This window comes from Streptomyces sp. NPDC060000 (assembly GCF_042737375.1).
Classification (GTDB): domain Bacteria; phylum Actinomycetota; class Actinomycetes; order Streptomycetales; family Streptomycetaceae; genus Streptomyces.
In genome coordinates, this window is record NZ_JBHWUU010000001.1 from 95,779 (window position 1) to 121,673 (window position 25,895).

At 73.4% G+C, this 25,895-nt stretch carries 21 protein-coding genes; 7 read left to right on the forward strand and 14 right to left on the reverse strand.

The genetic code is table 11. The features are described 5' to 3' along the window. Positions 1 to 14 precede the first annotated feature (14 nt). From tgmB to ACFWBB_RS00450, 8 genes are all read right to left on the reverse strand, one after another. Entirely contained in the window at positions 15 to 1,001 is a 987-nt protein-coding gene (gene tgmB / locus ACFWBB_RS00415) for an ATP-grasp ribosomal peptide maturase (protein ID WP_385264824.1), read from the reverse strand. Positions 1,002 to 1,017: 16 nt separating this feature from the next. Further along, positions 1,018 to 1,209, reverse strand: coding sequence for a putative ATP-grasp-modified RiPP (tgmA, locus tag ACFWBB_RS00420; RefSeq protein ID WP_385264826.1), 192 nt, complete (start codon positions 1,207 to 1,209; stop codon positions 1,018 to 1,020). Positions 1,210 to 1,432: 223 nt separating this feature from the next. After that, positions 1,433 to 1,720: a DUF1232 domain-containing protein gene (locus ACFWBB_RS00425; RefSeq protein WP_385264828.1), complete on the reverse strand. Its 288-nt coding sequence runs from the start codon at positions 1,718 to 1,720 to the stop codon at positions 1,433 to 1,435. Between the two features lie 322 nt (positions 1,721 to 2,042). Beyond that, entirely contained in the window at positions 2,043 to 4,148 is a 2,106-nt protein-coding gene (locus ACFWBB_RS00430) for a xanthine dehydrogenase family protein molybdopterin-binding subunit (RefSeq protein WP_385264831.1), read from the reverse strand. Further along, positions 4,145 to 5,140, reverse strand: a complete 996-nt coding sequence (locus tag ACFWBB_RS00435) for an FAD binding domain-containing protein (protein WP_385264833.1) — start codon at positions 5,138 to 5,140, stop codon at positions 4,145 to 4,147. Before ACFWBB_RS00435 ends, ACFWBB_RS00430 begins: the two co-directional genes overlap by 4 nt. 51 nt (positions 5,141 to 5,191) lie before the next feature. Further along, positions 5,192 to 5,755, reverse strand: a complete 564-nt coding sequence (locus ACFWBB_RS00440) for a (2Fe-2S)-binding protein (protein WP_385264836.1) — start codon at positions 5,753 to 5,755, stop codon at positions 5,192 to 5,194. Positions 5,756 to 5,877: 122 nt separating this feature from the next. Next, complete coding sequence (locus ACFWBB_RS00445; protein ID WP_385265547.1) at positions 5,878 to 7,029, reverse strand: hypothetical protein; 1,152 nt, start codon at positions 7,027 to 7,029, stop codon at positions 5,878 to 5,880. 549 nt (positions 7,030 to 7,578) lie between these two features. After that, the gene (locus ACFWBB_RS00450) at positions 7,579 to 7,992 is read right to left on the reverse strand and encodes a hypothetical protein (protein WP_385264838.1); all 414 of its coding nucleotides are present in this window, start codon (positions 7,990 to 7,992) and stop codon (positions 7,579 to 7,581) included. Between the two features lie 440 nt (positions 7,993 to 8,432). Here ACFWBB_RS00450 and ACFWBB_RS00455 point away from each other — a divergent pair, with 440 nt between their 5' ends. Continuing rightward, entirely contained in the window at positions 8,433 to 8,933 is a 501-nt protein-coding gene (locus ACFWBB_RS00455; protein WP_385264841.1) for a roadblock/LC7 domain-containing protein, read from the forward strand. Between the two features lie 1,273 nt (positions 8,934 to 10,206). Further along, positions 10,207 to 11,856: a serine/threonine-protein kinase gene (locus ACFWBB_RS00460; protein ID WP_385264844.1), complete on the forward strand. Its 1,650-nt coding sequence runs from the start codon at positions 10,207 to 10,209 to the stop codon at positions 11,854 to 11,856. 15 nt (positions 11,857 to 11,871) lie between these two features. Here the strand turns inward: ACFWBB_RS00460 and ACFWBB_RS00465 are convergent, their stop codons facing one another. Next, positions 11,872 to 13,458, reverse strand: coding sequence for a serine hydrolase (locus tag ACFWBB_RS00465; protein WP_385264846.1), 1,587 nt, complete (start codon positions 13,456 to 13,458; stop codon positions 11,872 to 11,874). 215 nt (positions 13,459 to 13,673) lie between these two features. On the opposite strand from ACFWBB_RS00465, the gene ACFWBB_RS00470 reads away from it, so the two are divergent. Next, positions 13,674 to 13,907: a hypothetical protein gene (locus ACFWBB_RS00470; protein ID WP_385264848.1), complete on the forward strand. Its 234-nt coding sequence runs from the start codon at positions 13,674 to 13,676 to the stop codon at positions 13,905 to 13,907. 166 nt (positions 13,908 to 14,073) lie between these two features. On the opposite strand, the gene ACFWBB_RS00475 is transcribed toward ACFWBB_RS00470, so the two are convergent. The 3 genes from ACFWBB_RS00475 to ACFWBB_RS00485 all read right to left on the reverse strand — a co-directional run bounded on the left by ACFWBB_RS00475 (position 14,074) and on the right by ACFWBB_RS00485 (position 20,968). Continuing rightward, positions 14,074 to 15,438: an FAD-dependent oxidoreductase gene (locus ACFWBB_RS00475; RefSeq protein ID WP_385264851.1), complete on the reverse strand. Its 1,365-nt coding sequence runs from the start codon at positions 15,436 to 15,438 to the stop codon at positions 14,074 to 14,076. Between the two features lie 104 nt (positions 15,439 to 15,542). Continuing rightward, complete coding sequence (locus ACFWBB_RS00480; protein WP_385264853.1) at positions 15,543 to 18,290, reverse strand: SpoIIE family protein phosphatase; 2,748 nt, start codon at positions 18,288 to 18,290, stop codon at positions 15,543 to 15,545. A gap of 83 nt (positions 18,291 to 18,373) precedes the next feature. Beyond that, entirely contained in the window at positions 18,374 to 20,968 is a 2,595-nt protein-coding gene (locus tag ACFWBB_RS00485; RefSeq protein ID WP_385264855.1) for a SpoIIE family protein phosphatase, read from the reverse strand. Between the two features lie 119 nt (positions 20,969 to 21,087). On the opposite strand from ACFWBB_RS00485, the gene ACFWBB_RS00490 reads away from it, so the two are divergent. Beyond that, a complete protein-coding gene (locus ACFWBB_RS00490; protein WP_385264858.1) occupies positions 21,088 to 21,933 on the forward strand; it encodes a DUF72 domain-containing protein in 846 nt (281 codons plus the stop codon). A gap of 136 nt (positions 21,934 to 22,069) precedes the next feature. Here the strand turns inward: ACFWBB_RS00490 and ACFWBB_RS00495 are convergent, their stop codons facing one another. Beyond that, positions 22,070 to 22,723, reverse strand: coding sequence for a lipoprotein (locus ACFWBB_RS00495; RefSeq protein WP_385264861.1), 654 nt, complete (start codon positions 22,721 to 22,723; stop codon positions 22,070 to 22,072). 227 nt (positions 22,724 to 22,950) lie between these two features. Here ACFWBB_RS00495 and rpmG point away from each other — a divergent pair, with 227 nt between their 5' ends. The 3 genes from rpmG (at position 22,951) to ACFWBB_RS00510 (ending at position 25,386) form a co-directional block, all read left to right on the forward strand. After that, positions 22,951 to 23,115 (forward strand): 50S ribosomal protein L33, encoded by a 165-nt coding sequence (gene rpmG, locus ACFWBB_RS00500; RefSeq protein ID WP_385264863.1) that lies wholly within the window; start codon positions 22,951 to 22,953, stop codon positions 23,113 to 23,115. A gap of 143 nt (positions 23,116 to 23,258) precedes the next feature. Further along, positions 23,259 to 23,795, forward strand: coding sequence for a cysteine hydrolase family protein (locus ACFWBB_RS00505; protein ID WP_385264866.1), 537 nt, complete (start codon positions 23,259 to 23,261; stop codon positions 23,793 to 23,795). A gap of 163 nt (positions 23,796 to 23,958) precedes the next feature. Continuing rightward, on the forward strand, positions 23,959 to 25,386 hold the full coding sequence (locus ACFWBB_RS00510; protein ID WP_385264869.1) for an alkaline phosphatase family protein: 1,428 nt from the start codon (positions 23,959 to 23,961) through the stop codon (positions 25,384 to 25,386). A gap of 20 nt (positions 25,387 to 25,406) precedes the next feature. Here the strand turns inward: ACFWBB_RS00510 and ACFWBB_RS00515 are convergent, their stop codons facing one another. Then, positions 25,407 to 25,814, reverse strand: a complete 408-nt coding sequence (locus ACFWBB_RS00515; protein WP_385264871.1) for a cupin domain-containing protein — start codon at positions 25,812 to 25,814, stop codon at positions 25,407 to 25,409. Positions 25,815 to 25,895 lie beyond the last annotated feature (81 nt).

Sequence of the window (25,895 nt, forward strand, 5' to 3'; positions counted from 1 at the left end):
CGCGCCCGGCTGTCTCACGTGGCGGCGGAGCCGCACCGGTCGGCGCGCCGGGCATCGCGCTCCGGGGGCGCCCCGGCCAGCCACTCCGCGATGGTGCGGGCGATCGGCTGCCCGGTGTCCACCTCCACGAAGCCGAACTGCCCCGACTGGTTGCACTCCAGGAACCACCACGTCCCGTCGGCGTCCTCCGCGAAGTCGAAGGCTCCGTAGGCCAGTTCCGCCTCCCGCAGATATCTCAGCACGGCCTCGGCGAGGCGCGGCGGGACGTCGGCGGGACGCCACGGTGTGGTGGAGGGCGAGTAGCGCACGTCCACCACGTCGGGGTCGCCGCCGGGGGCGGTCTCCTTGCGGGCGGCCAGTATGCGCTCGCCGACCGCGGTCAGCCGTATGTCGGCCCGCTTGGCGACCCTGCGTTGCAGCAGCGTCGGACCGTAGGCGACGGCGGTGAAGTCCGCGCCCGGCGGAACCCGGGTGGTGGGCACCGCCCGGGGCGGATCCTGCGGATGCGCCCCGGACACCGGCTTGACCACCAGATCCGGGTACCGGTCCGCGAACTCGCGGGCCGCCTGCGGGAACGTGGTGACGATCGTGGCCGGCACGGGCAGCCCGCTGAGCTGGGCGAGCCGGAGCTGCCAGGGCTTGTGCCGGGCGCGCAGGGACGCGTCCGGGTGGTTCATCCAGCGTGCCCCGGTGCCGCGGAGCATGCCGTACAGCGCCTGCGAGGCCTCCTCCGTGAGCCATGCGGACGGCTGGGGTGCCCGGGCCGCCGCGGTGCCGGGCCGCCGGACCCACACCGAGCGCAGTCCGTCGAGGCTCACCAGCCGTCCGGCGGACGACAGGTGGCCCCGGAAGGCACCGTGCACGTACTCGCCGGACAGCGCGACGGAGTGGGTCAGATCGGCCGGATCGAGCCGGACGACGGGGACGCCCGCGGCGTTCAGGTGCACGACCACCATGTCCGCCGTGACGTCCTCTTCACAGGTAAGGATGAGCACGGTCATTTTCGTCGGCCCGTGTTCAGTCGTCGAAGTGGGTCTTGGAGCCCGCAGTCGAGGTCGTCGTCCCCAGTTCTCTCAGGAGGGCGTGGTCACGAGCGGCGATCCGGCCGTCGAGGAGTACGTTCAACTGCAGTCCGGGGTCATAGGCGTACGGAGCGCTGAACTCCAACTCGGCCGCAGGGCGTGCGTAGTTGAGCGTGAACGGTTGCATCGTCTCTCCCTCGTCGGTACTGCCTCGATCAAGCGGTGCCGCTGTGCGACGTCACTCGGGCCCGCTGCTTGGTGCTGGATAGGTGCGTCCTTCAGTCACTTATACGAATCGAACGGGTGGTTGGTTTCCTTACTCTCCGTGATCATCGCGGAGTTGGGCACCGATCAGGGCGCGGAGCAGGGGAGATCGGCTCGAGCGGGGGTGAAAACGTCTTCCTGGACGGTCAGTCGGGGAGGCGTTCGGGTGCGTTTTCGGGGGCGCGGCGCAGTGAGCGCAGCGCCAGCAGGAGGACACCGATGTCGTCGAGATAGACGGGGTCCGGCAGTACGTCGGTCGGCAGCACGAAGTACAGGACCGCACCCCAGAACACCCAGCGCGGTCCGGTGGGAAGTCCCGCTCGCCTCAGGCCCCGGCGGGCCCGGACTAGACGCACCAGCACCGCGGCGGCCACGGCGAACAGGGCCGCGGCCCCCAGCACGGCGACGACGACAAGCGTGGTTGGCGCATCCACGGGCCCTCCCGATGGTCCGTCGCGCGGCGTCTGCTCCTGGCGGCCCTCTCAGTACCGGACCCGGTCCGTGGCCCCTGACTGTCGATTGCCCCGCTTTCGGTTTCCGGATTCCCGTTTCCGGCGGGATTACCGCATCGGGACGCGGCTCACCCGGCTGACGCCCCGAATGGCGCAGTGCGCCGTCCCTCCCGCGCAGTGGGCGGCGTCACACCTCGTGACCCTGCCGGGCCGCCGAAAGCCGTTTCATCCCGGCACACCCCACGACGGGCGCAGGCCGATGCCGTCGAGCACTCCGGACCGACGTCGGCTCGGGGCGGCCTGGTCAGAGCCGGGTCGGCGGGTGCTTCAGCAGGCCCGTCAGCACCCGGTCCGGGGTCAGGGGCAGCTCGCGGAAGCGGATGCCCGTGGCGTGGTGCACGGCGTTGCCGATGGCGGCCGCCGTGCCCACGATTCCGATCTCACCGATCCCCTTGCCGCCGAGCGGGTTGAGATGCGGATCGTCCTCGTCGATCCAGTGCGCCTCGATGTCCGGCACGTCGGCGTGCGCGGGCACGTGGTACGACGCGAGATCGGACTCGGCGAAGTCACCGAAGGCGGCGTCCATGGTGCTGCCCTCGGTCAGCGCCATGCCCAGGCCCATGGTCATCCCGCCGACGAACTGCGAGCGCGCGGTACGGGGGTTGAGGATGTGTCCCGCCGCGTACACCCCGAGCAGCCGGCGCACCCGCACCTCTCCGGTCACCGTGTCCACGGAGACCTCCGCGAAGTGTGCCCCGAACGCGTGCCGCGCGAAGGCGCTTTCGGCGTCGGCCGCCCCCGCCGTGTCGGCGTGGACCTCCAACCCCTCGCCGGGCAGCGGGCCCTGACGTCCAACCAGTTCGGCGGCGAGCCGCACACAGGCCTCGTGCACCGCCCACCCCCAGGAGGCGGTGCCCGAGGAACCGCCCGCCAGCGGGGCCGCCGGCAGATCACTGCTGCCCACCCGGATCCCCACCCGCTCCAGCGGCACGCCCAGCGCGTCCGCCGCGATCTGCGCCAGCACCGTACGGGCGCCGGTGCCGATGTCCGCGGCGTTCACCTCGACGAGGAAGGACCCGTCCGGCAGGGCACGGGCCGCCGCGGTCGACGGATACACCTGCGCCGGGTACGTGGCGGCGGCCACGCCCGTCCCGAGCAGCAACGGGCCCGCGGAGCGCGTCCGGGGACGGGGGTCCCGGCCCGGCCACCCGAACCGGCGGGCGCCCTCCCGCAGGCACTCGACGAGGTGCCGGCTGCTGAACGGCTTGCCGCTGTCCGGCTCGGTCTCCGGCTCGTTGCGGATCCGCACCTCGACCGGGTCCATGCCGAGCGCCTCGGCCAGCTCGTCCATCGCCGACTCCAGGGCGTACATGCCGGGCGCCTCGCCGGGCGCCCGCATCCAGGACGGCGTCGGCACGTCGAGCCGGACCACGCGGTGCAGGCTGCGGCGGTGCGGGGCGGCGTACATGACACGGGCCGGAATCCCCGCGTACTCGACGAACTCCTTGATCCGTGACGAGTACGTGGTCACCTCGTGCACGAGGGACGTCAGCCGGCCTCCGGCGTCCGCGCCCAGGCGCAGCCGGTGCAGGGTGGCCGCCCGGTGGCCGACCGTGGTGGGCAGCATGCGGCGGGGGAGGACCACGGTGACCGGACGTCCGGTGTGCCGTGCCGCCATCGCGGCGAGCACCACGTCCGGCCGGGGCGTGCCCTTGGAGCCGAAGCCGCCGCCCACATGTTCGGCGACGACCGTGATCCGGTCCTCCGCCAGCCCGAACATCTGGCCGAGCACGGCGCGTACGGCCGTGGTGCCCTGGCTGGAGGTGTGCACCGTGAGCCGTTCGCCGTCCCACTGCGCGGTGCTGGCGTGCGGCTCCATGGGGTGGTTGTGCAGGGGCGGCACCCGGTAGCCGACGTCGACCCGGACCTGCGCACCGGCGAAGGCGCCGTCGGGGTCGCCCTGTTCACGCACTCCCGGAAAGCTGCCGTTGATCTCCTCGGGGGCGTACGCCCGCGGGTGCTCGGCGGTGAGTGTGACGTCGTGCGCCTCCTCGGCGCAGGTGACCCGTACGGCGGCGGCGCCGGCCCGGGCCGCCTCCGGACTGTCGGCCACCACCAGGGCGGTGAACCAGCCCCGGTTCGGCACCTCGGGGCTCTGGAGCACGGCGAGGGTCACGTCGTCCGGTTCGGCGAGGCGGGGCGCGTTCTCATGGGTGAGCACGGTCACGACACCGGGCTGCGCCAGCGCCGCCGTGACGTCGACGCCGGTCACCCGGCCCCGTGCGATCGCCGCCGGCACGGGACGGGCGAAGAGCCGCCCGGGGTAGGGCTGTTCGGCGGCGTAGCGGGCGGCTCCGGTGACCTTCTCCCGGCCCTCCCGGCGCTCGGCGGGAGCGCCCACGGCGGTCATGACTCCTCCTCGTGCGGCACGAGCCGCGTCAGGACGTCGACGGCGAGGCTGCGGGCCAGCGGGACCTTGTACGCGTTGTCCCGCAGCGGTCGGGCGTCGGCCATCTCCAGCTCGGCGGCGCGTTCGAACGCCGCCCGGGTGGGAGCCGCGCCCAGGAGTGCCTGCTCGGCCCGCCGGGCCCGCCACGGGCGGTGTGCCAGCGCCCCGAAGGCGATCCCCGCGTGCGCGACGACACCGTCGGCGACCTCCAGCACCACGGCGACGGAGGCCAGCGCAAAAGCGTACGAGGCCCGGTCGCGCGCCTTGCGGTAAGCGGACGGCAGCCCGGCCGTGGCGGCCGGCAGCAGGACGGCGGTGACGATCTCGCCGGGTTCGATCACGGTGTCCCGCTCGGGTTCCTCCCCGGGCAGCCGGTGGAACCCGGCCGCCGCCACCCGGCGTACGCCCGCCGTGCCGTACAGCTCGACCTCGGCGTCCAGGGCGGCCAGCGCCACGGCCATGTCCGACGGGTGGGTGGCGATGCACCGCTCGGAGTGGCCGAGCACCGCGTGGTCGCGGTGGACGCCATCCAGGGCGGAGCAGCCGCTGCCCGGCTCCCTCTTGTTGCAGGGTTTGGAGACGTCCTGGAAGTACGGACAACGGGTGCGCTGGAGCAGGTTCCCGCCGGTCGTGGCGGCGTTGCGCAGCTGGCCCGAGGCGCCCGCGAGCACCGCCTGGGAGAGGGCGGGGTAGCGGTCCCGGACGCTCGGGTGCGCGGCGAGGTCGCTGTTGCGCACCAGCGCGCCGATCCGCAGCGACCCGTCCGGCAGCTCCGTCACCTCGTTCAGCGGCAGCCGGGTGACGTCGACCAGGGCGGTCGGCCTTTCCACCCCGAGCTTCATCAGGTCGACCAGGTTGGTGCCGCCGCCCAGATAGCGTGCCCCCGGGTGCGCGGCGAAGGCCTCGGCGGCCTCCGCGAGACTGGCGGCCCGTACGTAGGCGAAGGTTTCCACCGGATCACGTCCTCTGGTTGCCCCGGTCGTGGCGCCGGGCCGCGGGCCCGGTCATGGCGTGCGGCCCGCCCCGGTCACGTCCTCGACGGCGTCGACGATGCGGGGATACGCGCCGCAGCGGCAGAGATTGCCGCTGAGCCGCTCGCGGATCTCGTCCCGGTCCAGTGCGACGGGCCGTCCGGAGGGCACCGCCGGGTCCGTGACGTGTGAGGGATGACCCGTCTCCGCCTCGGCGAGCGCGCCGACCGCCGAGCAGATCTGTCCGGGCGTGCAGTACCCGCACTGGAAGGCGTCGCGTTCCATGAAGGCCCGCTGGAGCGGATGCGGCGCCTCACCGTCACCGGACAGGCCCTCGACGGTCGTGACGTCGCAGCCGTCCAGGGCGACGGCCAGCAGCAGACAGCTGTTGACGCGCCGGCCGTCGACCAGGACCGTGCACGCGCCGCACTGCCCGTGGTCGCAGCCCTTCTTCGCTCCGGTGAGGTCCAGATCCTCCCGCAGGACGTCCAGCAGCACCCGCCGGTGGTCGACGGTGAGGGTGTGCGGCTTGCCGTTGACGCGCAGGGTCGTGTCGGAGCGGTGGGGCGCCGACCGGGGGCCGTGCTCGCTGCCCATGTCCTGGTCCCTTCCGGGGCGGTCCGTCGTGCCGTGGGGACCGCGTATCCAGATGTGGGCGTGTGACACGTCCCGGGGCCGGGCAATTCGGGCACGGCGTCTGCCGACCGCCCGCTGTATGCCTACCGGTCGGTCACCTCGGGCTCGTCGCCGCCGGTGGTGCCGGTGGTGTGCTTGTGATCCGGTGACCCGCCGGGAGCGGCGGTAGCCGCCGGTGCCGACGGGCGCAGGCCCTTGGTCGTCTCACGGAAGCGCTCCAGGGTCCGGCCCAGCTGCTGGAACGGCGAGCCGCTCTTCCTGGCCGGCGCCTGCCGCGGTTCCCCGGCCTCGGCGGCCATCTCCCGGTATGCGGCCAGTGCCTCGTGGGCGTGCTCGGCGGCCTCCCGGTACAGGTCCCGGGACTCCGTCATCGCCTCCAGCGCCTCCTTGTACATCACCACCAGCTTGCGTTCCCGGGCGAGCTCCTCCTCCAGGGTCAGCAGCTGCCACTCCTCCCGCAGCGCGGTGAGCGCGGCGTCGGCGTCCTGCGGCAGCGGCCTGGGCAGGGCCGCGAAGCGCCGTACCGCGTCCAGCAGTTCGGTGGGATGCGTACCGTCCAGGAACACGCTGCGCACCGAGAAGTCGGCGGCGTCGTAGTCGGCCGGAGCGGGAGCGCCCGGCAGCACCAGCGCCCCGCCGCGCGGCACCTCGACCCTGCTCTCCTTGAGGGCCCAGTTCACGGTGCGCAGCTGATGCGGGGCCGCGCGGTGCTCGATGACCCGGTGGTGCAGGCCGGGCGGCAGCAGCGGGACCAGCGACCGCCGGCCGTGCTCGTCGGGCGTCATGGCCTCATGGACGACGAGGTGGACGGTCCAGGTGTCCCGCAGGGCGGCCCGGAGCGTGCGCCGCAGCTCCTTGTCGTCCGACGGCAGCGCATTGGTGACGAGGAAGCGCTCACCGGTGACGGTCTCCTGACCCCAGGGGGTGTCCGTCTCCCAGGGCCAGAACATGCCGGCGGGCGACGGCCAGCGCAGGTCCCACGGCCGCTCCGCCTCCGCCGTCAACGTCCACTCCTGGCCGGGGCCGGACCACTCGGCGAGCCGGAGCCTGGCGCGGACGGTGACCTCCTCCGCGACCTGCCACCGGGCTTCGAACGCCGATTCCCCCTCGGGGGTGTCGGCGTCGGGCAGCTCCATGAAGTCCTGGACGGTCCCGGCGTCCTTGAGGGCCTGAAGGTGCTTGCGCAGGACGTCCGGCGCGGCGGGGCCGGTGTGACGACCACGGGTCTGCCACACCGTGGAGGGCGTCGTGGGCGGAACGGTCGCGGAGATGTGGATGAGTCCATTCGTGAGGGCGGTGACGACGTGGCGACGACGTGCGAAGGCCAGTATCACTCGCCGCGGGGCGGGCGCGATCAAGCGGGTCATGGCGCGGGCACCCGGAAGTGCCTCGCCGCGGTGCGCCTTCCCCGGCGCGGGACGCGTCACGCGTCCGGATCCGTAACGTCGCCCGTACGGGGTGTGCGCCACTCGTACGGGGTGTGCGCCGTTCACCACGGCCGGTGCCCCCGCGCTCATGGGCTCGTCTGCCTCCGGACCCGAGAATCGGAGCCGGCGGACAGGACTCGCCCTCCATCCGCGTCGGGGCGAGCCCTGTCCGCGCGCCCCCACATCTGTCCCGCGCCCTCTTGTATGACCGGTCGCAGTCCTGCCGGATCGTGAGCGGGGAGTGAACGCTCACCAAGCGGCCGCGGATCGGACCGTCCCGGAAGGGGATTGTTCGACCGAGATCGCGAGAGAGGGGGCGGGCCCGCGTCGGGGACTGCCCCCTTCTTGCCGGTGGCGTCAGGACCTGGCCCAGGCGACCCACAGGACGAAGGTCGTGCCGATCCCACTGCCGACAAGTTCCAGGGTCGCGTGACAAAGCAGGCGAGAGCGGTCGGTGACGGCCCAGTCCGGCCCGGCGAAGAGGGGTATGTCCGTCATGGCCTCTTCATCGGCCGCGAAATCCAGTCCTTCGATCCCGCCCGCGCCGTACTGCCCGCCAGGCAGAATCCACTCGCCCTCGCATGGGCCGTCCCACTCGCAGCGCACCTCCCCTTCCGTCTTCGTCCGGTGCCCCTCGACGAACCGGTAGGTGTTCTTCGCGGCGAACCACAACGGCACCATGAGCGCGCACAAGCACACGCCCAGCACCACCCGTCGCCACGGCTTGAGCCCGGTTACCAGTTCACGGGCGCTCCACGACCATGGGCTCACGCCCCCACCTCACCCTCCGCGACCACCACATCGATACCGGATCGCCGACCGCGTGTCCCGCGTGGCGATACGGCGCGACTCCCGGCGGGCGAGCACCGCTCACTCACGGAGCGGCCAGGCCGGCGTGAGACCGCCGCCGGTCGGAAGTGCCGTTCGTGAACGGCACGTTCATGCGCGGCAGGGTACGCAGCCGCACCGGCGGGCGCATGCGGATATCGGTTGTCAGGTACCGCGTTCGGAGGCGCGCCCCGAGGCCCGACCGAGTTGTCCGGGAAGCCCGTCCCGGTGGCAGCATCCGGTGCGCGGCATGTCCGTAAGGAATGTGCCGAAGGCATCGCTTCCGGCCGCCACTTTCCGTAACCTCAGGGGCACCTGAACCACCGCGCGCCGCACCGCACTTGATCCGTGTCAGCCGACAACGCGCCGAAGGGACAACGGTCATGACCGTCGAGGCCGAGGTTCTGAACGAACTGCACCGGTTGCGCTCCCGATTGCCGGAGCTGACGGGCGCGTTGGCGGCCGGCGCCGACGGTCTCGTCCTCGCCCAGGACATGCCGGACGTGCAACCGGAAGGGCTGGCCGCGCTCACCGCGGCGGCCCTCGGCGTCGGGCGCCGGATGGTCGACCTGGCGGCCCGCGGCGAGTTCCGCGAACTGCTGGTCCGCGGGGCCGGCGGCTGTCTCGCGACGTACGCGGCCGGGCCGTCCGCCGTTCTGACGTTGCTGGCCGACGACGGGACCAACATCGGCCGTCTGCACCTGGAGGGGCGGCGCAGCGGTGCGCGGATCGCCGAGCTGGTGGCGGGGCGGTCGGCGGACGACCGGCCCGCCGTCCGCCGCGGCGAGCCACCGACGTCACCGCCCGCCCCGTCGCAGGCCCACGGCCGGATCCTCGGCGCCCTGCCCGTCCGCATCCCGCCGCAGTCCCGATACCACCCCTGACGGAACCCGACGGCCGTTCCGGTCCAGGCCGCCCGTCGCCAGACCTGTTCCCGCCCGAGCCGGTCCGCGTCCGAGCCGGTCCGCGCCCGAGCCGGTCTGCGCCCGAGCCGGTCTGCGCCTGGGCCGGTCTGCGCCCGAGCCGGTCTGCGCCTGGGCCGGTCCGCGGCCCAAGCGGGTCCGCACCGGGCCTGGTCCGCGCCGGGCCCGTTCTGTGCCAGGCGGTCCGTGCCCAGGCCGCTCCGCACCAGGGTCCTTCCGCGCCGCTCCCGATCTGTGGGGCCGGACGTCACGCCGCGGTGTCGGCCACCGTCAGGGCAGGGGAACCGGGGATCGACGCCCCACGCCTGCGCGCGGGGCCTTGGATCGGTTACGACCCTGTGGGCCGCCCGCGTCGTCCGCCGGGCCCGCGCCGTCGGCCGGCGCTCCGCTCCGGGCCCGCGCCGACACCAGAGGAGGGTGCGCTGAAGCCGCCCGGGACGAGTCGCGGCGGTCCCACGGTCGGCGTCGCCGGGCCGGACGGGGCCGGACGGCCCGCGCCCGGACCCGTGGCCGAACCGGGGCCCGTGCTCGCGCCCGTAGCAGCCCCACTCTGGGCGGTTTCGGTCCCCCTGCTCGTCACCGTTCCGGTGCCGGTGTCTCTCCCCGCGCCCGCCTCCGGTCCCGGGCCCGTCGCCGGGGCCGGAACGCGGGGCGGTGGGGGAGCCGCCCGGCTCAGCACGCGCGCGTGTGGCATCAACGCGGCGCACGCGGCGCAGACTTCGCTGAGCGTCCATACCTGACCCACCGCCGGATCGTGCCGCAGGACGAGGACGACCGTGCCCGCGCAGGCGGCCCGGGTGCCCTCGTGCAGCGCGCACCGCTGCCGCCGGCACCAGCAGGAGGCGTCGGAATGCACCGCCGCCGCTCTGGCGTGCGCGGCCGCGTGGGCCTCCGCGAAGCGGCGCAGGGCCGCGATGTCCCGGGAGCGCGGCGGCATCACACACGCCGAGGAGCAGGTGACCGAGGCGGAGCGGTCCCGGTGCCCGACCACACGGATCGTCCAGCAGCGGCCCGGGCGGCGGGCCGAGGGGGCGTCAGGGTACATAAGAGCCAAAGCACATGTCCTTAGTGGGGGAGGGCGATGGGCGAGGAGGGCGCGGTCCGGAGACGGTTCCGGCACGGCCCGCCCGAAGTGACCTCGTTCACAGCATGCCCGTGGCCTTCGCGGACCATTCGCGCTGTGCCCCCTCCGGCCGACGGAATGCCGGCCGGCCCGTACCCCTAAGCTCCCTCCATGAGCACAGCGGAACCCCACAGACGCGTCGTCGACGGCCGTTTCGAGCTGGTCGGGCGACTGGGCGGCGGAGGCATGGGCCTGGTGTGGCGCGCCCACGACCTGGCGCTGCGCAGGGACGTGGCCGTGAAGGAGGTGCGCCCCCCGGACCCGGACCTGGCCGAGTACGACCCCGAGGGCGCGCGCATGCTGCGCGAGCGCGTCCTGCGGGAGGCCCGCGCGCTGGCGCGCGTCCACCACCCCAACGTCGTCACGATCCATCACATCGTCGACGGTGGCGAGAACACGTATCCGTGGATCGTGATGGAACTGGTCGAGGGCGGCTCCCTGCAGGACCGGCTCGACCGGGGCGTGATGCCGCCGGCCGAGGCCGCCCGGCTGGGCCGCGAGGTGCTGTCCGCGCTGCGCGCCGCGCACGCCGTCGGCATCGAGCACCGTGATGTGAAGCCCGCCAACGTCCTGTTGCGGCCCGACGGGCGGCCCGTGCTCACCGACTTCGGTATCGCCGCGGTCCGGGATTCCGTGGGTCTCACCGCCACCGGCGCCGTCATCGGCTCGCCCGACTTCATGGCGCCGGAACGGGTCAGCGGCAAGGAGGGCGGTCCCGCCGCCGACCTCTGGTCGCTGGGGATGCTGCTGTATGTCGCCGTGGAGGGACACCATCCGCTGCGCCGGGCGAGCACCCTCGCCACGCTGGCCGCCGTACTCGGCGAGGACGTGCCCGCGCCGCGCCGTGCCGGACCGCTGACCGGTGTTCTCGGGGCGCTGCTCGTCCGGGACCCACAGGCCCGCCCCGACGCGGCGGAGGTCGACCGGCTGCTCGCGGCCGCGGCCGCGGACGCGACGGGGGACGCACCGCGTCCGGCAGCGCCGGTGCCGGCGTCGGCGTCGGCCCACGGCGTCCCGCAGGCCCCGCCGACCTCCTATCCCCTTGCTCCGCCCGGGGTCGCCGACGTCACCCCCACCGTGCCGTACTCGGGTGCCACGCCCCGAAGGCGCCGCAGCCGCGGCCCGGCCGTCGTCGGAGGCGTCGTCGGCACGGCCCTGGCGGGTGTTCTGGTGTGGACGCTGGTTCCGCACACGAAGGACGGCGGTACCGGTCGCGCGGGCACGTCGGCTGCGTCCGTCTCGCCGTCCGTGTCGCAGAGCGCCCGGTCGGCGCCCTCCTCCGGCGGCGCCGTCGCCGTGGGAAAGGTGGATCTGCTCAGCGCGGACGGCATCAGGACGGCCGTGGCGAAACTGACCGCCGCGATGGGCGGGACGAAGGTCACCAGCCTCGTGGTCTACGGGGAGTACGCCATCGCCGACGCCCCCGTCGCCGGACACCCCAAGCTCTACGACCGGTACATGTACCGCGGCGGGGACGTGGCGGTGAAGGACGGGCCGGGCGGCAGTGTCATGAACGGCGCGATCCCCGTCGACCTGGACGTCTACGACTGGGACGCCGTGCCGACGCTGCTCACCCGGGCCGCCAGGTCCCTGGGCGTTCCCGAGCCGACGAGCCGCTACCTGGTGATCAACCCGGGCTCCACGATCTTCGACAGCGAGCCGACGATGAGTGTGTATCTCTCCGACGACTACGGCAGCGCCTACCTTCAGGCCGACGTACACGCCCAGGTGATCCGGACCTACCCGCGCGACGACGGCTGACCGGGGGCGGGACGTCTATTCGCGGGTGAAGGTGCCGAGGCCGTTCTCGTCGAAGGCCTCCACGGTCACCCGCGTCGCCCGGCCGTCCCGGTTGCCCTTGAAGGTGACGCCGGACAGCCCGACGGCGTTCTCGCCGACCGTCCGGAAACTGAACGTGTCCCCGGCGTAGTGGGTCAGCCGGAACGTCGTCGGCTTCGGGCCCAGCCGCATGGTCAGTTCGCCGCCGGACGCGGAGACCGTCAGCGGACCGTAGTAGCTGTTGGCGTACGTCCCGGTGTACGTGGCGTCGGGGCGGGCGGCGGCCGCGTTCGCGGGCGGGTCGGTGTAGTCGGTGGGTGAGCGCCCCGCCGCTTCCTCCTGGGCGTAGACCTTTCCGATCAGGTCGAGCCAGTCGGCCGTGGGCTTCCCGTGCTCGGCGGTGTCGAAGAAGCTCTGCGCGATGGCGTCCGGAAGTCCGAGGGGCTTGCCGTTGGTGAGGACGACGATGCCCAGGTCCTCGCCGGGAAGCATGGTGACGTTGGTGTTGGCGCCGAGCGCGAAGGCGCCCGAGTGGCTCAGGCGCAGGCGGCCGAGAGTGTCGTAACCGACGTTCCAGCCGAGGCCGTAGAAGCCCGCGCGCCCTGCGGGGGCCGGCGGGGGCGCCGAGACGATCGCCGGGATGTGGGTGTGTTCGAGCTGCTCGGCCGGGATGATCTGCCTGCCGTCGAGTTCGCCGTTCGCCAGTTGCAGGCGCAGCCAGCGGGACATGTCACGGGCGGAGGAACTGGCACCGCCCGCCGGGGCCTGGGCGTCGGCGTCGCGTACATAGGCGGCCCGCCAGGTGCCGTCGGCGGCCTGGACGTGCAGGTCGGCCCGGTTCTTCGCGGCCTCGTAGTCGGCGAAGCGGGAGCTGGTGGAGGTCATCCCGGCGGGCTTGTACAGGGTGTCCTCGGCGAGTTTCTCCCAGGTCGTGCCCTTGGCGTCGGCGACCGCCTGACCGGCCGCCGTCGGACCGTAGTTGGTGTAGGCGTACGCGGCGCGGAACGGGGCCAGCGGCTCGTATCGCAGGTGGTTCAGGATGTACGCGCGGTCGTAGCCGAGGTCCTCCAGCAGGTCACCCGCGTGGTCGGGCAGGCCGCTGCGGTGCGCGAAGAGATCGGCCACCGTGACCTGCCGCGTCACCCACGGGTCCCTGAGGGCGAAGCCGGGCAGGTGCGGGGCCACGGGGTCGTCCCAGCCGATCTTGTCGCCCACCGACCCGGCGACGACGGTCGACGCCAGCGGCTTGGACAGCGACGCCAGCTCGAACACCGTGTCGGGGTCGATGCTGGCGGACTGTCCCTCGTGGCGGACGCCGAAGCCCTTCAGGTAGGCGACCCGGTCCTTGTACACGACGGCGACCGCGACCCCGGGCACACCCGTCCGCCGCATCCCGTCGCGCACGATGCCGTCGAGTTTCCCGACGGCCGCGTCCACGCCCGACGACGTCAGCTGCGGAGGCGGCTGGGGCGGGGGAGCGGCGGCGAGGGCACCGGGGACCAGTAGGAGCGGAGCCAGAGCCAGGGCCGCTCCGGGCCTCCCTAGGTGGCGTCTTGTCTTCTGCCGAACACCCATGAGCCCCATTGAACGCCTCGCCGGGAACGGTGTCCTGCGGAGCTGTTCGTGCCGGCCCGCCGGGACGGCAGGGCTCGTGTACGCGGGCCGCTGTGTCGTCATGGGCGCCCTGCGTCGTGTTGCTGTGTCGTCATGGGCGCTTGCGTCGTGGTGCGGCCCGCCGCCGCCGACTCCGTCTGGGCGCCGACCACCTGCTTCTTCGTGGGCGCGCTCGGCCGGCCGGTGTGGCGGATCCGCAGGGCGGGGCCGGCGGGCGGGGAGCTGCCCCGCCCCTGGCCGCGCTCGGGCTGCTGGTCCTGGTGCTGCGCCTCGCGGCCGTGTACACGTGGCTGGACCTGTCGGTCCCCGACCCCGCGGTGCTGCTCGCCGGCATCGCGGCCCGGGCGGCGGCTCTGTTGCTGCTGACCGCGGCCATGGCGGTCGTCGGTGGCCGCGACCTCGCCACCCGCTACCGCTGAAGCCCGGGCCGCCGCCGCCGCCCGCACCGCAGGCCGCGGTGCGGGTCAGACCTCGGTGCGGCAACGGCCGGGGGCGGTGGGCGGGTCGGGGTCCGGGGACCTGGTGCGGCCGCCTGAGCGACCGACGTGGTCTCCGGACCCCACGCGCCGGATCTGCGTGCCGGACCTACGCGCCGCTCTCCCGCAGCATGTCCTCGCGCTCGACGATCTTGACGCGCTCGCGGCCCTGCGGCTCGCCCAGCGCCTTCTCGGCGGCGTCCAGCTTGTACCAGCCCTCCCAGGTGGTGAAGCGGACCTCGCGCTCGGCGAGAAACGCGTCCACGGCCTCCGGCTCGGGCGAACCAGGCGTGTGCAGACGGCCGCCCGCGTGGTCGGCCAGCAGGTTCGACACCGTCTCGTTGGCATCGCCCTTGGTGTGGCCGATCAGACCGACCGGGCCGCGCCGGATCCAGCCGGTGACATACGTGGACTGCAGGTGCTCGCCGGACTCCTCGATGACGCGGCCGCCCTCGTCCGGGACCGTGCCCGAGTCGAGGTCCCAGGGCAGCTTCGGGAGCTTGTCGGAGAGGTAGCCGACGGCGCGGTAGACCGCCGTGACGTCCCAGTCCTTGAACTCGCCGGTGCCCTTGACGTTGCCGGTGCCGTCGAGGGCCGTGCGCTCGGTGCGCAGGCCGACGACCTTGCCGTCCTCGCCGAGGATCTCGGTCGGCGACTCGAAGAAGTGCAGGAACAGCTTGTGCGGGCGGTTGCCGACGTCACGGATCGCCCAGTTCTCGAGCGTCTTGGCGACCATGTCGGCCTGCTTGTTGCCGCGCCGCGTCGCGATAGAACCGTCGTCGTAGTCGATGTCCTCGGGGTCGACGATCACCTCGATGGTGGGGGAGTGGTCCAGCTCCCGCAGCTCCATCGGGGAGAACTTGGCCTGCGCCGGGCCACGGCGGCCGAAGACGTGGATCTCCAGCGCCTTGTTGGCCTTGAGGCCCTCGTAGACGTTGGCCGGGATCTCCGTCGGCAGCAGCTCGTCCGCCGTCTTGGCCAGGACACGGGCCACGTCGAGGGCGACGTTGCCGACACCCAGGACCGCGACCTTCTCGGCCTCCAGCGGCCAGGCGCGCGGCACGTCCGGGTGACCGTCGTACCAGGAGACGAAGTCCGCGGCGCCGTAGGAGCCGTCGAGCTCGATGCCCGGGACGGACATCTCGCGGTCGGCCGTCGCGCCGGTCGAGAAGATCACCGCGTCGTAGAAGGCGCGCAGGTCGTCCAGGCTGATGTCGGTCGGGTAGTCGACGTTGCCGAAGAGGCGGATCTGCGGCTTGTCGAGGACCTGGTGCAGGGCGTTGATGATGCCCTTGATGCGGGGGTGGTCAGGGGCGACGCCGTAACGGATCAGGCCGAACGGGGCCGGCATGCGCTCGAAGAGGTCGATGGAGACACCCGGGTCGGCGGCCACATCGGACTTGAGCAGCGCGTCGGCGGCGTAGATCCCGGCGGGGCCGGCTCCGACTATGGCTACCCGCAGGGGGCGGGGCATGATCAGGTTCCCTTCGAGTGGCGACAGATCGACTCGAGGGAAGCCTAAACTAAGGCAAACCTTACTCGGTACGCGGGTCCGGTCTATGGACTCATAAGCATCATTTATGAGTCCCGGCGGAGGCCGGCTCGCGGCCGATCCGCGGCCGACTCGCCTCCCGGCAGCGGCTGTTCGGCCCAGATCACCTTGCCCTTGGAGGTGTACCGGGTGCCCCAGCGCTCGGTGAGCTGCGCCACGAGGAACAGACCGCGGCCGCCCTCGTCGGTCATCGCCGCGTACCGCAGATGCGGTGAGGTGCTGCTGCCGTCGGAGACCTCGCAGATCAGGGTGCGGTCCCGCAGCAGACGGACGCCCACCGGGCCGCTGCCGTAGCGGATCGCGTTGGTGACCAGTTCGCTCAGGATCAGCTCCGTCGTGAAGGACAGGTCGTCCAGGTCCCAGCGCGCCAGCTGCCGCACCACCGCCCCCCGCACCTGGCCGACCGCCGCCGGATCCACCGGCACGTCCCACTCCGCGACCCGGTCGGCGCCCAGCGCCCGGGTCCGCGCGACGAGCAGCGCGATGTCGTCGTTCGGGCGGGGCGGCAGCAGAGCGTCCAGGACCGCCTGGCAGGTCTCCTCGGGCGGGCCGTCGGCGCTCCGCTCCAGGGAACTGCGCAGCAGCTCGAGACCGGTGTCGATGTCCCGCTCCCGGTCCTCCACCAGCCCGTCGGTGTACAGCACCAGCGAGCTGCCTTCGGCCAGCTCCAGCTCGACCGTCTCGAACGGCAGCCCGCCCAGCCCGAGCGGGAGTCCGGCGGGCACCTCGACATACTCGACCCGGCCGTCCGGGTGTACCAGCGCCGGCGGCGGATGGCCGGCACGGGCGATCGTGCAGCGCCGGGCCACCGGATCGTAGATGGCGTACAGACAGGTCGCCCCCGAGACGGGCGCGTCGGAGCCGTCGTCCGCCTCGTCCTGGTCGATACGGGCCACCAACTCGTCCAGCAGCCCGAGGAGTTCCTCCGGGGCCAGGTCCAGGGCCGAGAAGTTGTGCACCGCGGTGCGCAGCCGCCCCATGGTGGCCGCCGCGTGCAGCCCGTGGCCCACCACGTCACCGACGACGAGGGCGACCCGGGCCCCGGACAGGGGGAGCACGTCGAACCAGTCACCGCCCACACCCGCCTGCGCCGGCAGGTACCGGTAGGCGATGTCCAGGGCGTTCTGTTCGGGCAGGGTGCGCGGTAGCAGGCTGCGCTGGAGGGTGACCGCCATACCGTGCTCGCGGGTGAACCGGCGCGCGTTGTCGATGGAGATCGCGGCCCGCGCCACCAGCTCCTCCGCGAGCACCACCTCGTCCGGGTCGAACGGGTCGGGCCGTTCCGAACGCCAGAAACTGACCACGCCCAGGATCAGGGCACCGGCCCGCACCGGCACGGTGATCAGCGAGTGGATGCCGAACTCGACGACCTGCTCGGTCCGTTCCAGGTCCTGGGCGCGCCAGCCCGGCGCCTGGGCGAGCCGGGCCTCCAGGACCGCCCGGGCGTCGCCGAGACTGCGGGCCTGCGGGCTGGAGTCCACGAACCGGATCCGCTCGCCCACCGCGTACAGCGGCGCGCCCTTGCGGATCGCGCTCACCGCCGTGCGCCGCAGCGCGCCGTGCGCCTCCGGCTCCTCGCCGTTCAGGACGGCGTCGAACAGATCCACGGTCGCGAAGTCCGCGAACCTGGGTACGGCCAGCTCCGTCAGCTCCTCGGCGGTCCGGGCGACGTCCAGGCTGGTCCCGATGGCCACCCCGGCCGCGTACAGCATGTCGAGGCGCTCGCGGGTCGCCTCCGCCCGGCCCGAGAGGGCGCGCAGCTCCGTGGAGTCGCGCAGGGTGGCGACGCTGCCGGCCGGTCCGCCCGCCAGGTCGGTGGGCCGCTGGTTGATCGCCAGCAGCCGCTCCCCGACCAGGTGCACCTCGTCGGTGACCATCCGCCCGGAGGCCAGCAGCTCGGCGGTGTCCCGGTCGAGCCCCAGCTCGAGGACCTGGCGCCGTTCGGCGTCCGGGGGCAGGTCGAGCAGGCGCTGCGCCTCGTCGTTGGCGAGCAGCAGGTCGCCCTCACCGCCGACGATGATCACCCCTTCCCGTACGGCGTGCAGCACCGCGTCGTGGTGCTCGTACATCCGGGTCATCTCGCGCGGTCCCAGGCCGTGGGTCTGGCGCAGCAGCCGGCGGCTGACCAGCGCCGTGCTCGCGGTGGCCAGGATGAGCGCCACCGCGGCGCTGCCGAGGACGAGCGGCAGCTGGCGGTCGGCGGTGCCGCCGACGTGCGCGGTGGTGATGCCGGACGACACCAGCCCGACCACCTTCCCGTCGGGCGCCTTCACCGGCACCACGGCCTGGACCAGCCGGCCGATGGTTCCGTTGATCTCCTCGACCACGACCCCGCCGTCCAGCGCCGGCTGGATGTTCCCGACGAACTTCTTGCCGATGCGGTCCGGCTTGGGGTGGGTGTAGCGGATGCCGTCCGTGTTCATGACGACGAGAAAGTCCATGTCGGACGCCTTGCGGGCGGCCTCGGCCCTGGGCTGGAGCACGGCCGTCGGGTGCGGGCTGTCCAGCGCCTGGATGATGCCCGGTGAGTTGGCGAAGGTCTGCGCTACCGCCAGGGAGCGGTTACGGGCCTCCTGGGTGGTGTCGTGCCGCACCTGGAGCAGCAGCGCCACCACGGCGGCCACGACGAGCAGCAGCACGATGACCACTTGGAGCACGAACACCTGCGCGGCGAGACTGCGCCTGCCCAGCGCGGACTCGGGCGAGCGCCGGACCCGCGGGCCCCGGGGACGACGGGCCGGCCGGGCATCCGAGCGCCCCAGGAGTCGGACCATGTGCCATGTCTACACTGCCCGGCCCCGCTAGGCGAGGGGCGTCACACACGGTCACGGGCCGCGTCCCGCACGCGAGCCGGGGGTCAGGCCTGTCGCCCGTCGTCCGCCGGCCGCCGGGTGGCCAGGAGCAGGGCGATGTCGTCCGCCCGGTCCGCGGCCTGCCGGGCCGTAGCGGTGAGCCGGTCGGCGACGTCCGCGAGGGAACGGGCGGGAGGGCTGCCGGATGCCGGCCCGAAGGCGTCGGTTCCGGCGGGGGAAGGCCGCCCGGGCCGGGCACCGGCCCCGGCCAGGGCGCGGCGCAGCTCCGCGATGCCGTCGTCGATGTCCTCGCCGGGCCGCTCGACGAGCCCGTCCGTGTACAGGGCGAGGATCGCGCCCGGCTCCAGCCGCAGCTCCGTCACCGGGTAGTGGGCGCGCGGGTCCACCCCGAGCACCACGCCGCCGCGCAGGTCCACGACCTCGGTTCGGCCGTCGGGGTGGCGCAGCAGCGGCGGCAGGTGCCCGGCGCGCACCGCCCTGGCCACCCCGGTGGCGGGGTCCAGCCGCACGTAGCAGCAGCTGGCGAACTGTCCGGGGTCCAGGTCGATGAGGAGGTGGTTCGTGCCGCCCATGACCTCCTCGGGTGGCCGGTCGCCCAGCGCGAACGCCCGCACCGCGCTGCGCAGCTGCCCCATGGTGGCCGCCGCCTGCACGCCGTGCCCCTGCACGTCCCCGATCACCAGGGCCAGCCCGTCCCCGGCCTCCACGACGTCGTACCAGTCGCCGCCCACGTCCATGCCCTCGGTGCCCGGCAGATAGCGCCCGGCGGTCTGCACGCGCGCGTGCTGCGACAGCCGCCGGGGGAGGAGGGCCTGCTGGAGCCCTCGGGCGAGGGCGGCCTCGGTGTCGTAGCGCTGCGCCTTCTCCATCGCGTGGGCGATCAGCCCGGCCAGCGCGGTCAGCACCGTGCGTTCCTCGGAGCTGAAACTGCGCGAGCGGTCGAAGCCGAGGATGCACGAGCCGACCGGGCGTCCCGAGGCGATCAGCGGCAGGAAGGCGCGGGCGCCCTCCGACGCGTCGAGGGCGATACCCGGATAGGCGGCCGACAGCTGCGGCATCGAGTCGAAGAAGAGCGGCCGGCCCGTGGTGAGGGTCTCCACGCCGGGCAGCCGGGCGTCCAGAGCCACGCCTTCGAAGGGGCGCAGGAACCCTTTGGGGAAGCCGGACTCCCACGCCAGATACAGGTGCCGTTCCTGGAGCAGGTAGATGGCGAGCCGACGGCCGCCGAACGCGGGCAGCAGCTCCTGCATCACCACCGCCGACACCTGGCGCGCGGTCACCGCCTCCGTCAGCGCGATGGCCAGGACGATGGGCCGGTAGAGCGGGGCGGTCGAGGCGGCGGTGCCGGGCGCGGGCGGATCCGTCTCAGGGGGCTCGGGGGCCGTGCCGTCCGGCACGCGGTTCGCCGGTACCGCCGTGCAGGTGACGAGATCCGCGCCCGGGTACAGGGAGATGCGCAGCCAGTCGCCCTCGTACGGCCGGGGGACGGCGGAACGGCCGTCGGCGACGGGAAGCCGCACATGGAAGTGCGCGGGCTCCGGCGACAGCAGGGCGCCGCGCAGATGCTCCTCGGACGTGGGCTGGTTCAGCCACGGCACGGCCTCCCACAGCGACCGGCCGACCAGCCGGTCCCGCGGCACGCCCAGGAGATGCCCGGCCCGCGGGTTGGCGTACACGACGAGCCCCAGCCGGTCGAGACAGAACACCCCCTCCGGGAGGAGGTCGGCGGCTCCGTCGGCGAGCGCGCCCGGACCCGGATCGAGGAGGACGCCGGCGATGGGGCGGGGCGTGGCCGCGGACGCGACGGCATCGGGCGGGCCGGTCGCCGCGCCCGTCGCCTCCCACAGCTCGAGGAGCCGCAGGCCGCCCTCGGTGGTGCGCACCTGGAGCGGCAGCGGCGGGGGCCGGCCCCGGGCCGTCCGGTGCAGCAGGCCGGGGAGCCGGTGGGCGTCCGTCGGGTCGACGGCCCGGGCCAGGTCGTCCAGCGTGCCCGGAAACTCGCCCGGGGGCAGACCGAGCAGGGCGCGTGCCTGTTCGTCGAGGGTGACGACGTCCGTCGCCGGGTCCCACGAGAACCGCCCGACGCGTCCCGGGGCCGGCCCCGCGGCCGGCGGCCGTACGCACAGCGGTTCCCCGTCCCAGGTGGCGTCCCCGCCGTCCGCGTCGAGCCGCAGCAGGGCCGCTCCCAGGGAGTCCGCCACCCCCGTCAGGCGCTCACACTCCCCTTGCACCTCCGCCGCGTCGGCCGCCGCCGGGCGCAGAACGGCCAGCACCCCGAAGGACCGTCCGTCCGCCACGACGGGCACATAGATCGAACCGAACTGGAAGGGCAGGCCCGCCGCGAGCTGCGCGTAGTCGCGCATCATCTCGGTGGCGTTCGCCAGTACCACCGGTACGCCCGTCCGGTGCACGTCGGCCACCGGGAACGGCCGGTCCACGGTCACCCGCCACCAGGGGCGGAACAGCGGACCGGGCAGCCCCGCGAGGACCGCGAGGCGCAGCAGCCCGGGCGTGGCCGAGCACAGGTACACGCCACCGACGCGGCCGCCCGTCGCCCGCAGCGCGTCCGCCACGGCCCCGGTCAGCAGCGCGGGTGGCGGCCCGGACGGCGTCCGCTCGTTTCCGGCCATCCCAGTCATCAGGCCCTACCTCGTCCGTGCGCCGCCGCTTGGGCGACACAGCAAGAATGCGCCACACCTGGCCGGATGTGCATCCGCGCGACGGGAGAGATCGCGTTCCGGCGGGGTAGTCGCTCGCCATGGGTGAGATTCTCGTGGGCTCGTGCTCCTGGACGGACCGGACGCTGGTCTCCAGCGGCTGGTACCCGACCGGGCGGCGCGACGCGGAGGGACGGTTGCGCCACTATGCCGAACGCTTGCCGGTCGTCGAGGTCGACGCCACCTACTACGCGCTTCCGGGCGAGCGCACCAGCGGACTGTGGGCGCAGCGCACTCCCGACGGTTTCGTGTTCGACGTGAAGGCCTTCTCCCTGCTGACCGGCCACCCCACCCGGTCCGCCGTACTGCCACCGGGGCTGCCCGACGACATCCGGAGCCCCAAGGCCCTGGACGAGGTGTGGCGGAGGTTCACGGACGGGATCCGGCCGTTACGGGACGCGGGGCGACTGGGCGCCGTCCTCTTCCAGTTCCCGCCGTGGTTCCGCCCCGGCACACGGGCCGAAGCGTTCCTGGCCCAGTGCGCCGAGCGCACCGCCGGGTGGCCGGTCTCCGTCGAGTTCCGGCATCCCGACTGGTGGCGGGGCGAGCAGGAGCACGCGACCGCCGGACTGCTGCGGTCCCACGGCTTCGCCGCCGTCGCCGTCGACATGGAGCAGTCCCTGCCCTCCGCGGTGCCCCCCGTCACGCCCGTCACCTGCGGGCGGCTGGCGGTCGTCCGCCTGCACGGCCGCAGCCCGGCCTGGGGCACCGGCAGCAAGGAGGACCGCTTCCGGCACGAGTACACCGACGCCGAGCTCCGTGAGTGGGTGCCGAGGGTGCGGGCGCTCGCCCGGGGGGCCGAGCAGGTGCACGTGCTGTTCAACAACTGCTGCGGCGACTCCGCCGTACGCGCAGCCGGGCGGATGCGTGCCCTGCTCGGCCGCTGACCGCCCCGGCTCCGGCCGGTCGACCGGCCGGACGAGTCCCCGGTCCTCGGCCGGCGGCGGGGGCGGCTCACCGCGGCGCGTGAGCACGCCCCGGTCCTCGGCCGCCCCCGGGAGTACGGCCGGGGCCTGGGCCGGTTCAACCGGTGGCGTGCAGCGTGCTCTTGGCGAGCTCGTACGCCGGGAGCATCGCCTCGTGCTCCGCGGTGTCCATGCCGCCCAGATGCAGGACGACGGGACCCTCGGACGTGGTGACGGCGAGGGCGTGCTCCTTCTTCGTCTCATCGAGGAGTTCGCTCCTGGTGACGTACTCGACTTCGGTGCCGGTGACGTCGCCCGCCTGGACCGTGCGGTACTTCGCCGCGCTCGCGCCCTGCTCGGCGGCCACGAAGCCCTTCAGCACGGCACGCGCGTCGGCATCGCCGGGCTCACCGGTCCACACCCGCAGGAACCCGATCTTCCCGGCGGGCTTGGCGTCGATCTCGCACGCCATGGTGACCGGGCCCTGGCGCAGGAAGGCGTCCGCGAGGTCGGCCAGGTCGCCGGTGGCGGCTGTCGCCTCCCCGGCGTCGACGGCCTTGGCCTTCCAGAACTCGGCGACGTCGAAGGTGACGGGAAGTTCACAGGCGGACCCGGAGGCCCCGACGGACCCTCCGCGCTGCGCGACCTTCGCGGCCGTCCCCGCGGATGCCCCCGTGGACGCCCCCGACGCGGAGCCGGGGCCCGCCTCTTCGGCCGCGCATCCCGTCATCAGGCCCGTCGCCAGGACCGCCGGCGTCAACCACCGCCCCATGTGCCCCACATGCCCCACGTTCCCCACCCCAAAGCGCACCGCTGTGTCTCCTCTCGGTACCGGCGAGTTACCGGCGGAGCACTGTAACCGAGCAGGTCGCGGCGCCCGCCACCGAGATTCGCGGTCGGGCGGCCCTGTCGGGGAATGCGGCGGCCCCGCCCCCTGTTGCAGCTCCTGACTGACATGCACCGTTCAGTGGGTGCGAGTCGGTGTGAGAGGAGGCCCCCATGGCCCGCAGTACAGCGCGCCCCGTCATCACGCTGAGGTCCACCGCCGGTACCGGTGTCACCTATGTGACGCGCAAGAACCGCCGCAACGACGCCGACCGGCTGGTCCTGCGCAAGTACGACCCCGTCGCCGGGCAGCACGTGCCGTTCCGGGAGACGCGATGAGGCAGGCGCCGGCCCGGCAGAGCTGAGCGTCGCGGTCCGAGGCAGGGGAGCGGCCGGGATCCCGGGAAGGGAGCCCGGCCGCTCTCTCGTGCGGAAGAGTGATGTGCCGTCATATCCGTGCTGTGCCGGGAACCCATAGCGGCATGAGCAAGACCGCGCTGATCGTCATCGACATGATCAACTCCTACGACCACCCGGACGCCGAGCTGCTTCTGCCGTCGGCCCGCGAAGTGGTCCCGGTGGCCGCCGGTCTCGTCGACCGGGCCCGCCACGCCGGTGTGCCCGTCGTCTACGTCAACGACAACTTCGGCCAGTGGCGCTCCCACCACGGCGAACTCCTCGACAAGGCCCTGTCCGGATCGCACGCGGAACTCGTCGAGCCGCTGCTGCCCGACCAGAGGTCCCTGTTCATCCTGAAGGCCCGGCACTCGATCTTCTTCGAGACGCCGTTGTCCTACCTGCTCCGCCAGGAGGGCATCGACCACGTCGTGCTGTGCGGACAGGTCACCGAGCAGTGCGTCCTGTACTCGGCGCTCGACGCCCACATCCGCCACATCGACGTGACCGTCCCACGGGACGCCGTCGCCCACATCCACGCCGATCTCGCGGACGCGGCGCTGCTGATGATGGAAAGCAACATGGGGGTGCGGGTGTGCGACGGCGAGGAGCTGTGGTCCTGAACCAGGCGGGGCCGCCCACCGTCCGACGGACGGTCCGTCCGGCGCCGGTTCCGCGGTCTCCGCGTCCCCGGCCCGGGCGGAGAACGAGCGGTGGCCCGTCTCGCGCGGGGCACCGGCCGGTGCCTTCCTCCGCTTCCCCCGCTCACCGAGGGACACACCACACATGGCCGAGTTGACCCGACGCAGACTCCTGGGCTCGGCCGCGGGCGCGCTGGGGGCGGCGGCCACCCTCTCCCTCCTCCCGCCGAGCGTGCAGAAGGCCGTCGCGGCCGGACCGTCCCGGCGCGGCTCACTCGCCGACATCGAACACGTCGTCCTGCTGATGCAGGAGAACCGCTCCTTCGACCACTACTTCGGCACCCTGTCCGGTGTGCGCGGTTTCGCCGACCCCGACGCGCTCACCCTCGACACCGGACGCTCCGTCTTCTACCAGCCGGACACCGGGAACCCCGCGGGCTACCTCCTGCCCTTCCACCTGGACACCCGCACCTCCAGCGCCCAGGCCATCCCGTCCACGAGCCACGCCTGGTCGGTGCAGCACGAAGCCTGGAACGGCGGCCGGATGGACCGCTGGCTCTCGGCCCACCGCACGGCCGACGGCGCCAACGCCCCCTATGTCATGGGCTACTACACGCGTGAGGACATCCCGTTCCAGTTCGCCCTCGCCGAGACCTTCACCGTCTGCGATCACTACTTCAGCTCGGTCCTCGGCCCGACCTGGCCGAACCGCCTGATGTGGATGACCGGCACCATCGACCCCGAGGGCGCCCACGGCGGGCCGGTCGTCCGCAACTCCGCCCCGACGCCGTTCAGCTGGACGACGTACGCCGAACGGCTCCAGACGGCCGGGGTCGGCTGGAAGGTGTACCAGCAGGAGGACGACTACGGCTGCAACCTGCTGGAGCAGTTCGCCACGTTCAGGAACGCGCTCCCCGGCTCCGAGCTGTACGAGCGGGGCGTACGGCCTCAGCCGGAGGGCACCTTCGAGGACGACGCCCGGGCCGACCGGCTGCCGACCGTGTCCTGGCTGGTCCCGCCCGGGCACCAGTCGGAGCACCCGGACCACCTGCCGGCGGCGGGAGCGGCCTTCGTCGCCGCCAAGATCGAGGCCATCGCGGCCAACCCGAGGGTGTGGCGCAAGACCGCGTTCATCCTCAACTACGACGAGAACGACGGCCTGTTCGACCATGTGCCGCCGCCCACACCGCCGGTGGACACACCCGGGGAGTTCGTCGCCGGGCTGCCGATCGGCGGCGGGTTCCGGGTCCCCGCCATCGTCGTCTCGCCCTGGACGGTGGGCGGTTGGGTGGCCACGGAACCCTTCGACCACACCTCGACCCTGCGGTTCCTGGAACGGCTCACCGGGGTCATGGAGCCCAACATCAGCGGATGGCGGCGCAGCACCTTCGGCGACCTCACCTCCGTCTTCCGCTTCACCTCCGCCGGAACGGTCGCGCCGGCGCTGCCCGAGCACACTGCGGAGCAGCTGCTGCGGGCCCAGGAGGACGTCGTCACCCTGCCCGCGCCCGTGCTGCCGGGCGCCGAGCAGGCGTTCCCGGTGCAGGAGACGGGCCCCCGGCCACAGTGCTGACGCCGACGGGCCCGCCGGCGTCAGCCGCAGGCGACCTGGTCCGGCGGTTCTGCGCGCGTAGACAGCGGCCTGCCCTGCGGCAGAAAGAACAGGGCGCAGATGCGCAGGGGTTCCGGCTCCCGGTTCTCCGCCATGTGTACGCCCTGCGGCCCCACCGGTTCGACGACGCACCCGCCGACGGGCGTCACGCACTCGGATCCGTCCGCCAGGGTCCGGGTCAGGACGCCCGCGGTCACCACGGCCACGACCCGGCCCTCGTGGTAGTGCCAGGGCAGCGAGCGGCCCGGTGGAATCTCGTACTGCGCCACCACGACCCGGGTGTCCTCGGGTACCGCGAGTGCCAGCCGCTCCGTGAGCAGACCGTCGGCGAGCAGGGACGGTACGGGTTCGGCGGCGGGCCGGGCCTCGACCGGCGAAGGTCGCTTCACGCGGCGGTCGCCCGGGGCGGAAGAGGCAGGGGTTGAGGAAGGGGGCCAACGACGCCGGGACCGGCCGGCCCCGCCGCGCGA

What these genes read in the sequence shown, in the direction of transcription:
- ACFWBB_RS00480 (WP_385264853.1), bottom strand. Translation starts at nt 18,290, where the DNA reads ATGGTCCGACTCCTGGGGCGCTCGGATGCCCGGCCGGCCCGTCGTCCC.
- ACFWBB_RS00505 (WP_385264866.1), top strand. Translation starts at nt 23,259, where the DNA reads ATGAGCAAGACCGCGCTGATCGTCATCGACATGATCAACTCCTACGAC.
- ACFWBB_RS00510 (WP_385264869.1), top strand. Translation starts at nt 23,959, where the DNA reads ATGGCCGAGTTGACCCGACGCAGACTCCTGGGCTCGGCCGCGGGCGCG.
- ACFWBB_RS00465 (WP_385264846.1), bottom strand. Translation starts at nt 13,458, where the DNA reads ATGGGGCTCATGGGTGTTCGGCAGAAGACAAGACGCCACCTAGGGAGG.
- ACFWBB_RS00455 (WP_385264841.1), top strand. Translation starts at nt 8,433, where the DNA reads ATGACCGTCGAGGCCGAGGTTCTGAACGAACTGCACCGGTTGCGCTCC.
- rpmG (WP_385264863.1), top strand. Translation starts at nt 22,951, where the DNA reads ATGGCCCGCAGTACAGCGCGCCCCGTCATCACGCTGAGGTCCACCGCC.
- ACFWBB_RS00440 (WP_385264836.1), bottom strand. Translation starts at nt 5,755, where the DNA reads ATGGGCAGCGAGCACGGCCCCCGGTCGGCGCCCCACCGCTCCGACACG.
- tgmB (WP_385264824.1), bottom strand. Translation starts at nt 1,001, where the DNA reads ATGACCGTGCTCATCCTTACCTGTGAAGAGGACGTCACGGCGGACATG.
- ACFWBB_RS00490 (WP_385264858.1), top strand. Translation starts at nt 21,088, where the DNA reads ATGGGTGAGATTCTCGTGGGCTCGTGCTCCTGGACGGACCGGACGCTG.
- ACFWBB_RS00495 (WP_385264861.1), bottom strand. Translation starts at nt 22,723, where the DNA reads ATGGGGCGGTGGTTGACGCCGGCGGTCCTGGCGACGGGCCTGATGACG.
- ACFWBB_RS00485 (WP_385264855.1), bottom strand. Translation starts at nt 20,968, where the DNA reads ATGACTGGGATGGCCGGAAACGAGCGGACGCCGTCCGGGCCGCCACCC.
- tgmA (WP_385264826.1), bottom strand. Translation starts at nt 1,209, where the DNA reads ATGCAACCGTTCACGCTCAACTACGCACGCCCTGCGGCCGAGTTGGAG.
- ACFWBB_RS00430 (WP_385264831.1), bottom strand. Translation starts at nt 4,148, where the DNA reads ATGACCGCCGTGGGCGCTCCCGCCGAGCGCCGGGAGGGCCGGGAGAAG.
- ACFWBB_RS00460 (WP_385264844.1), top strand. Translation starts at nt 10,207, where the DNA reads ATGAGCACAGCGGAACCCCACAGACGCGTCGTCGACGGCCGTTTCGAG.
- ACFWBB_RS00475 (WP_385264851.1), bottom strand. Translation starts at nt 15,438, where the DNA reads ATGCCCCGCCCCCTGCGGGTAGCCATAGTCGGAGCCGGCCCCGCCGGG.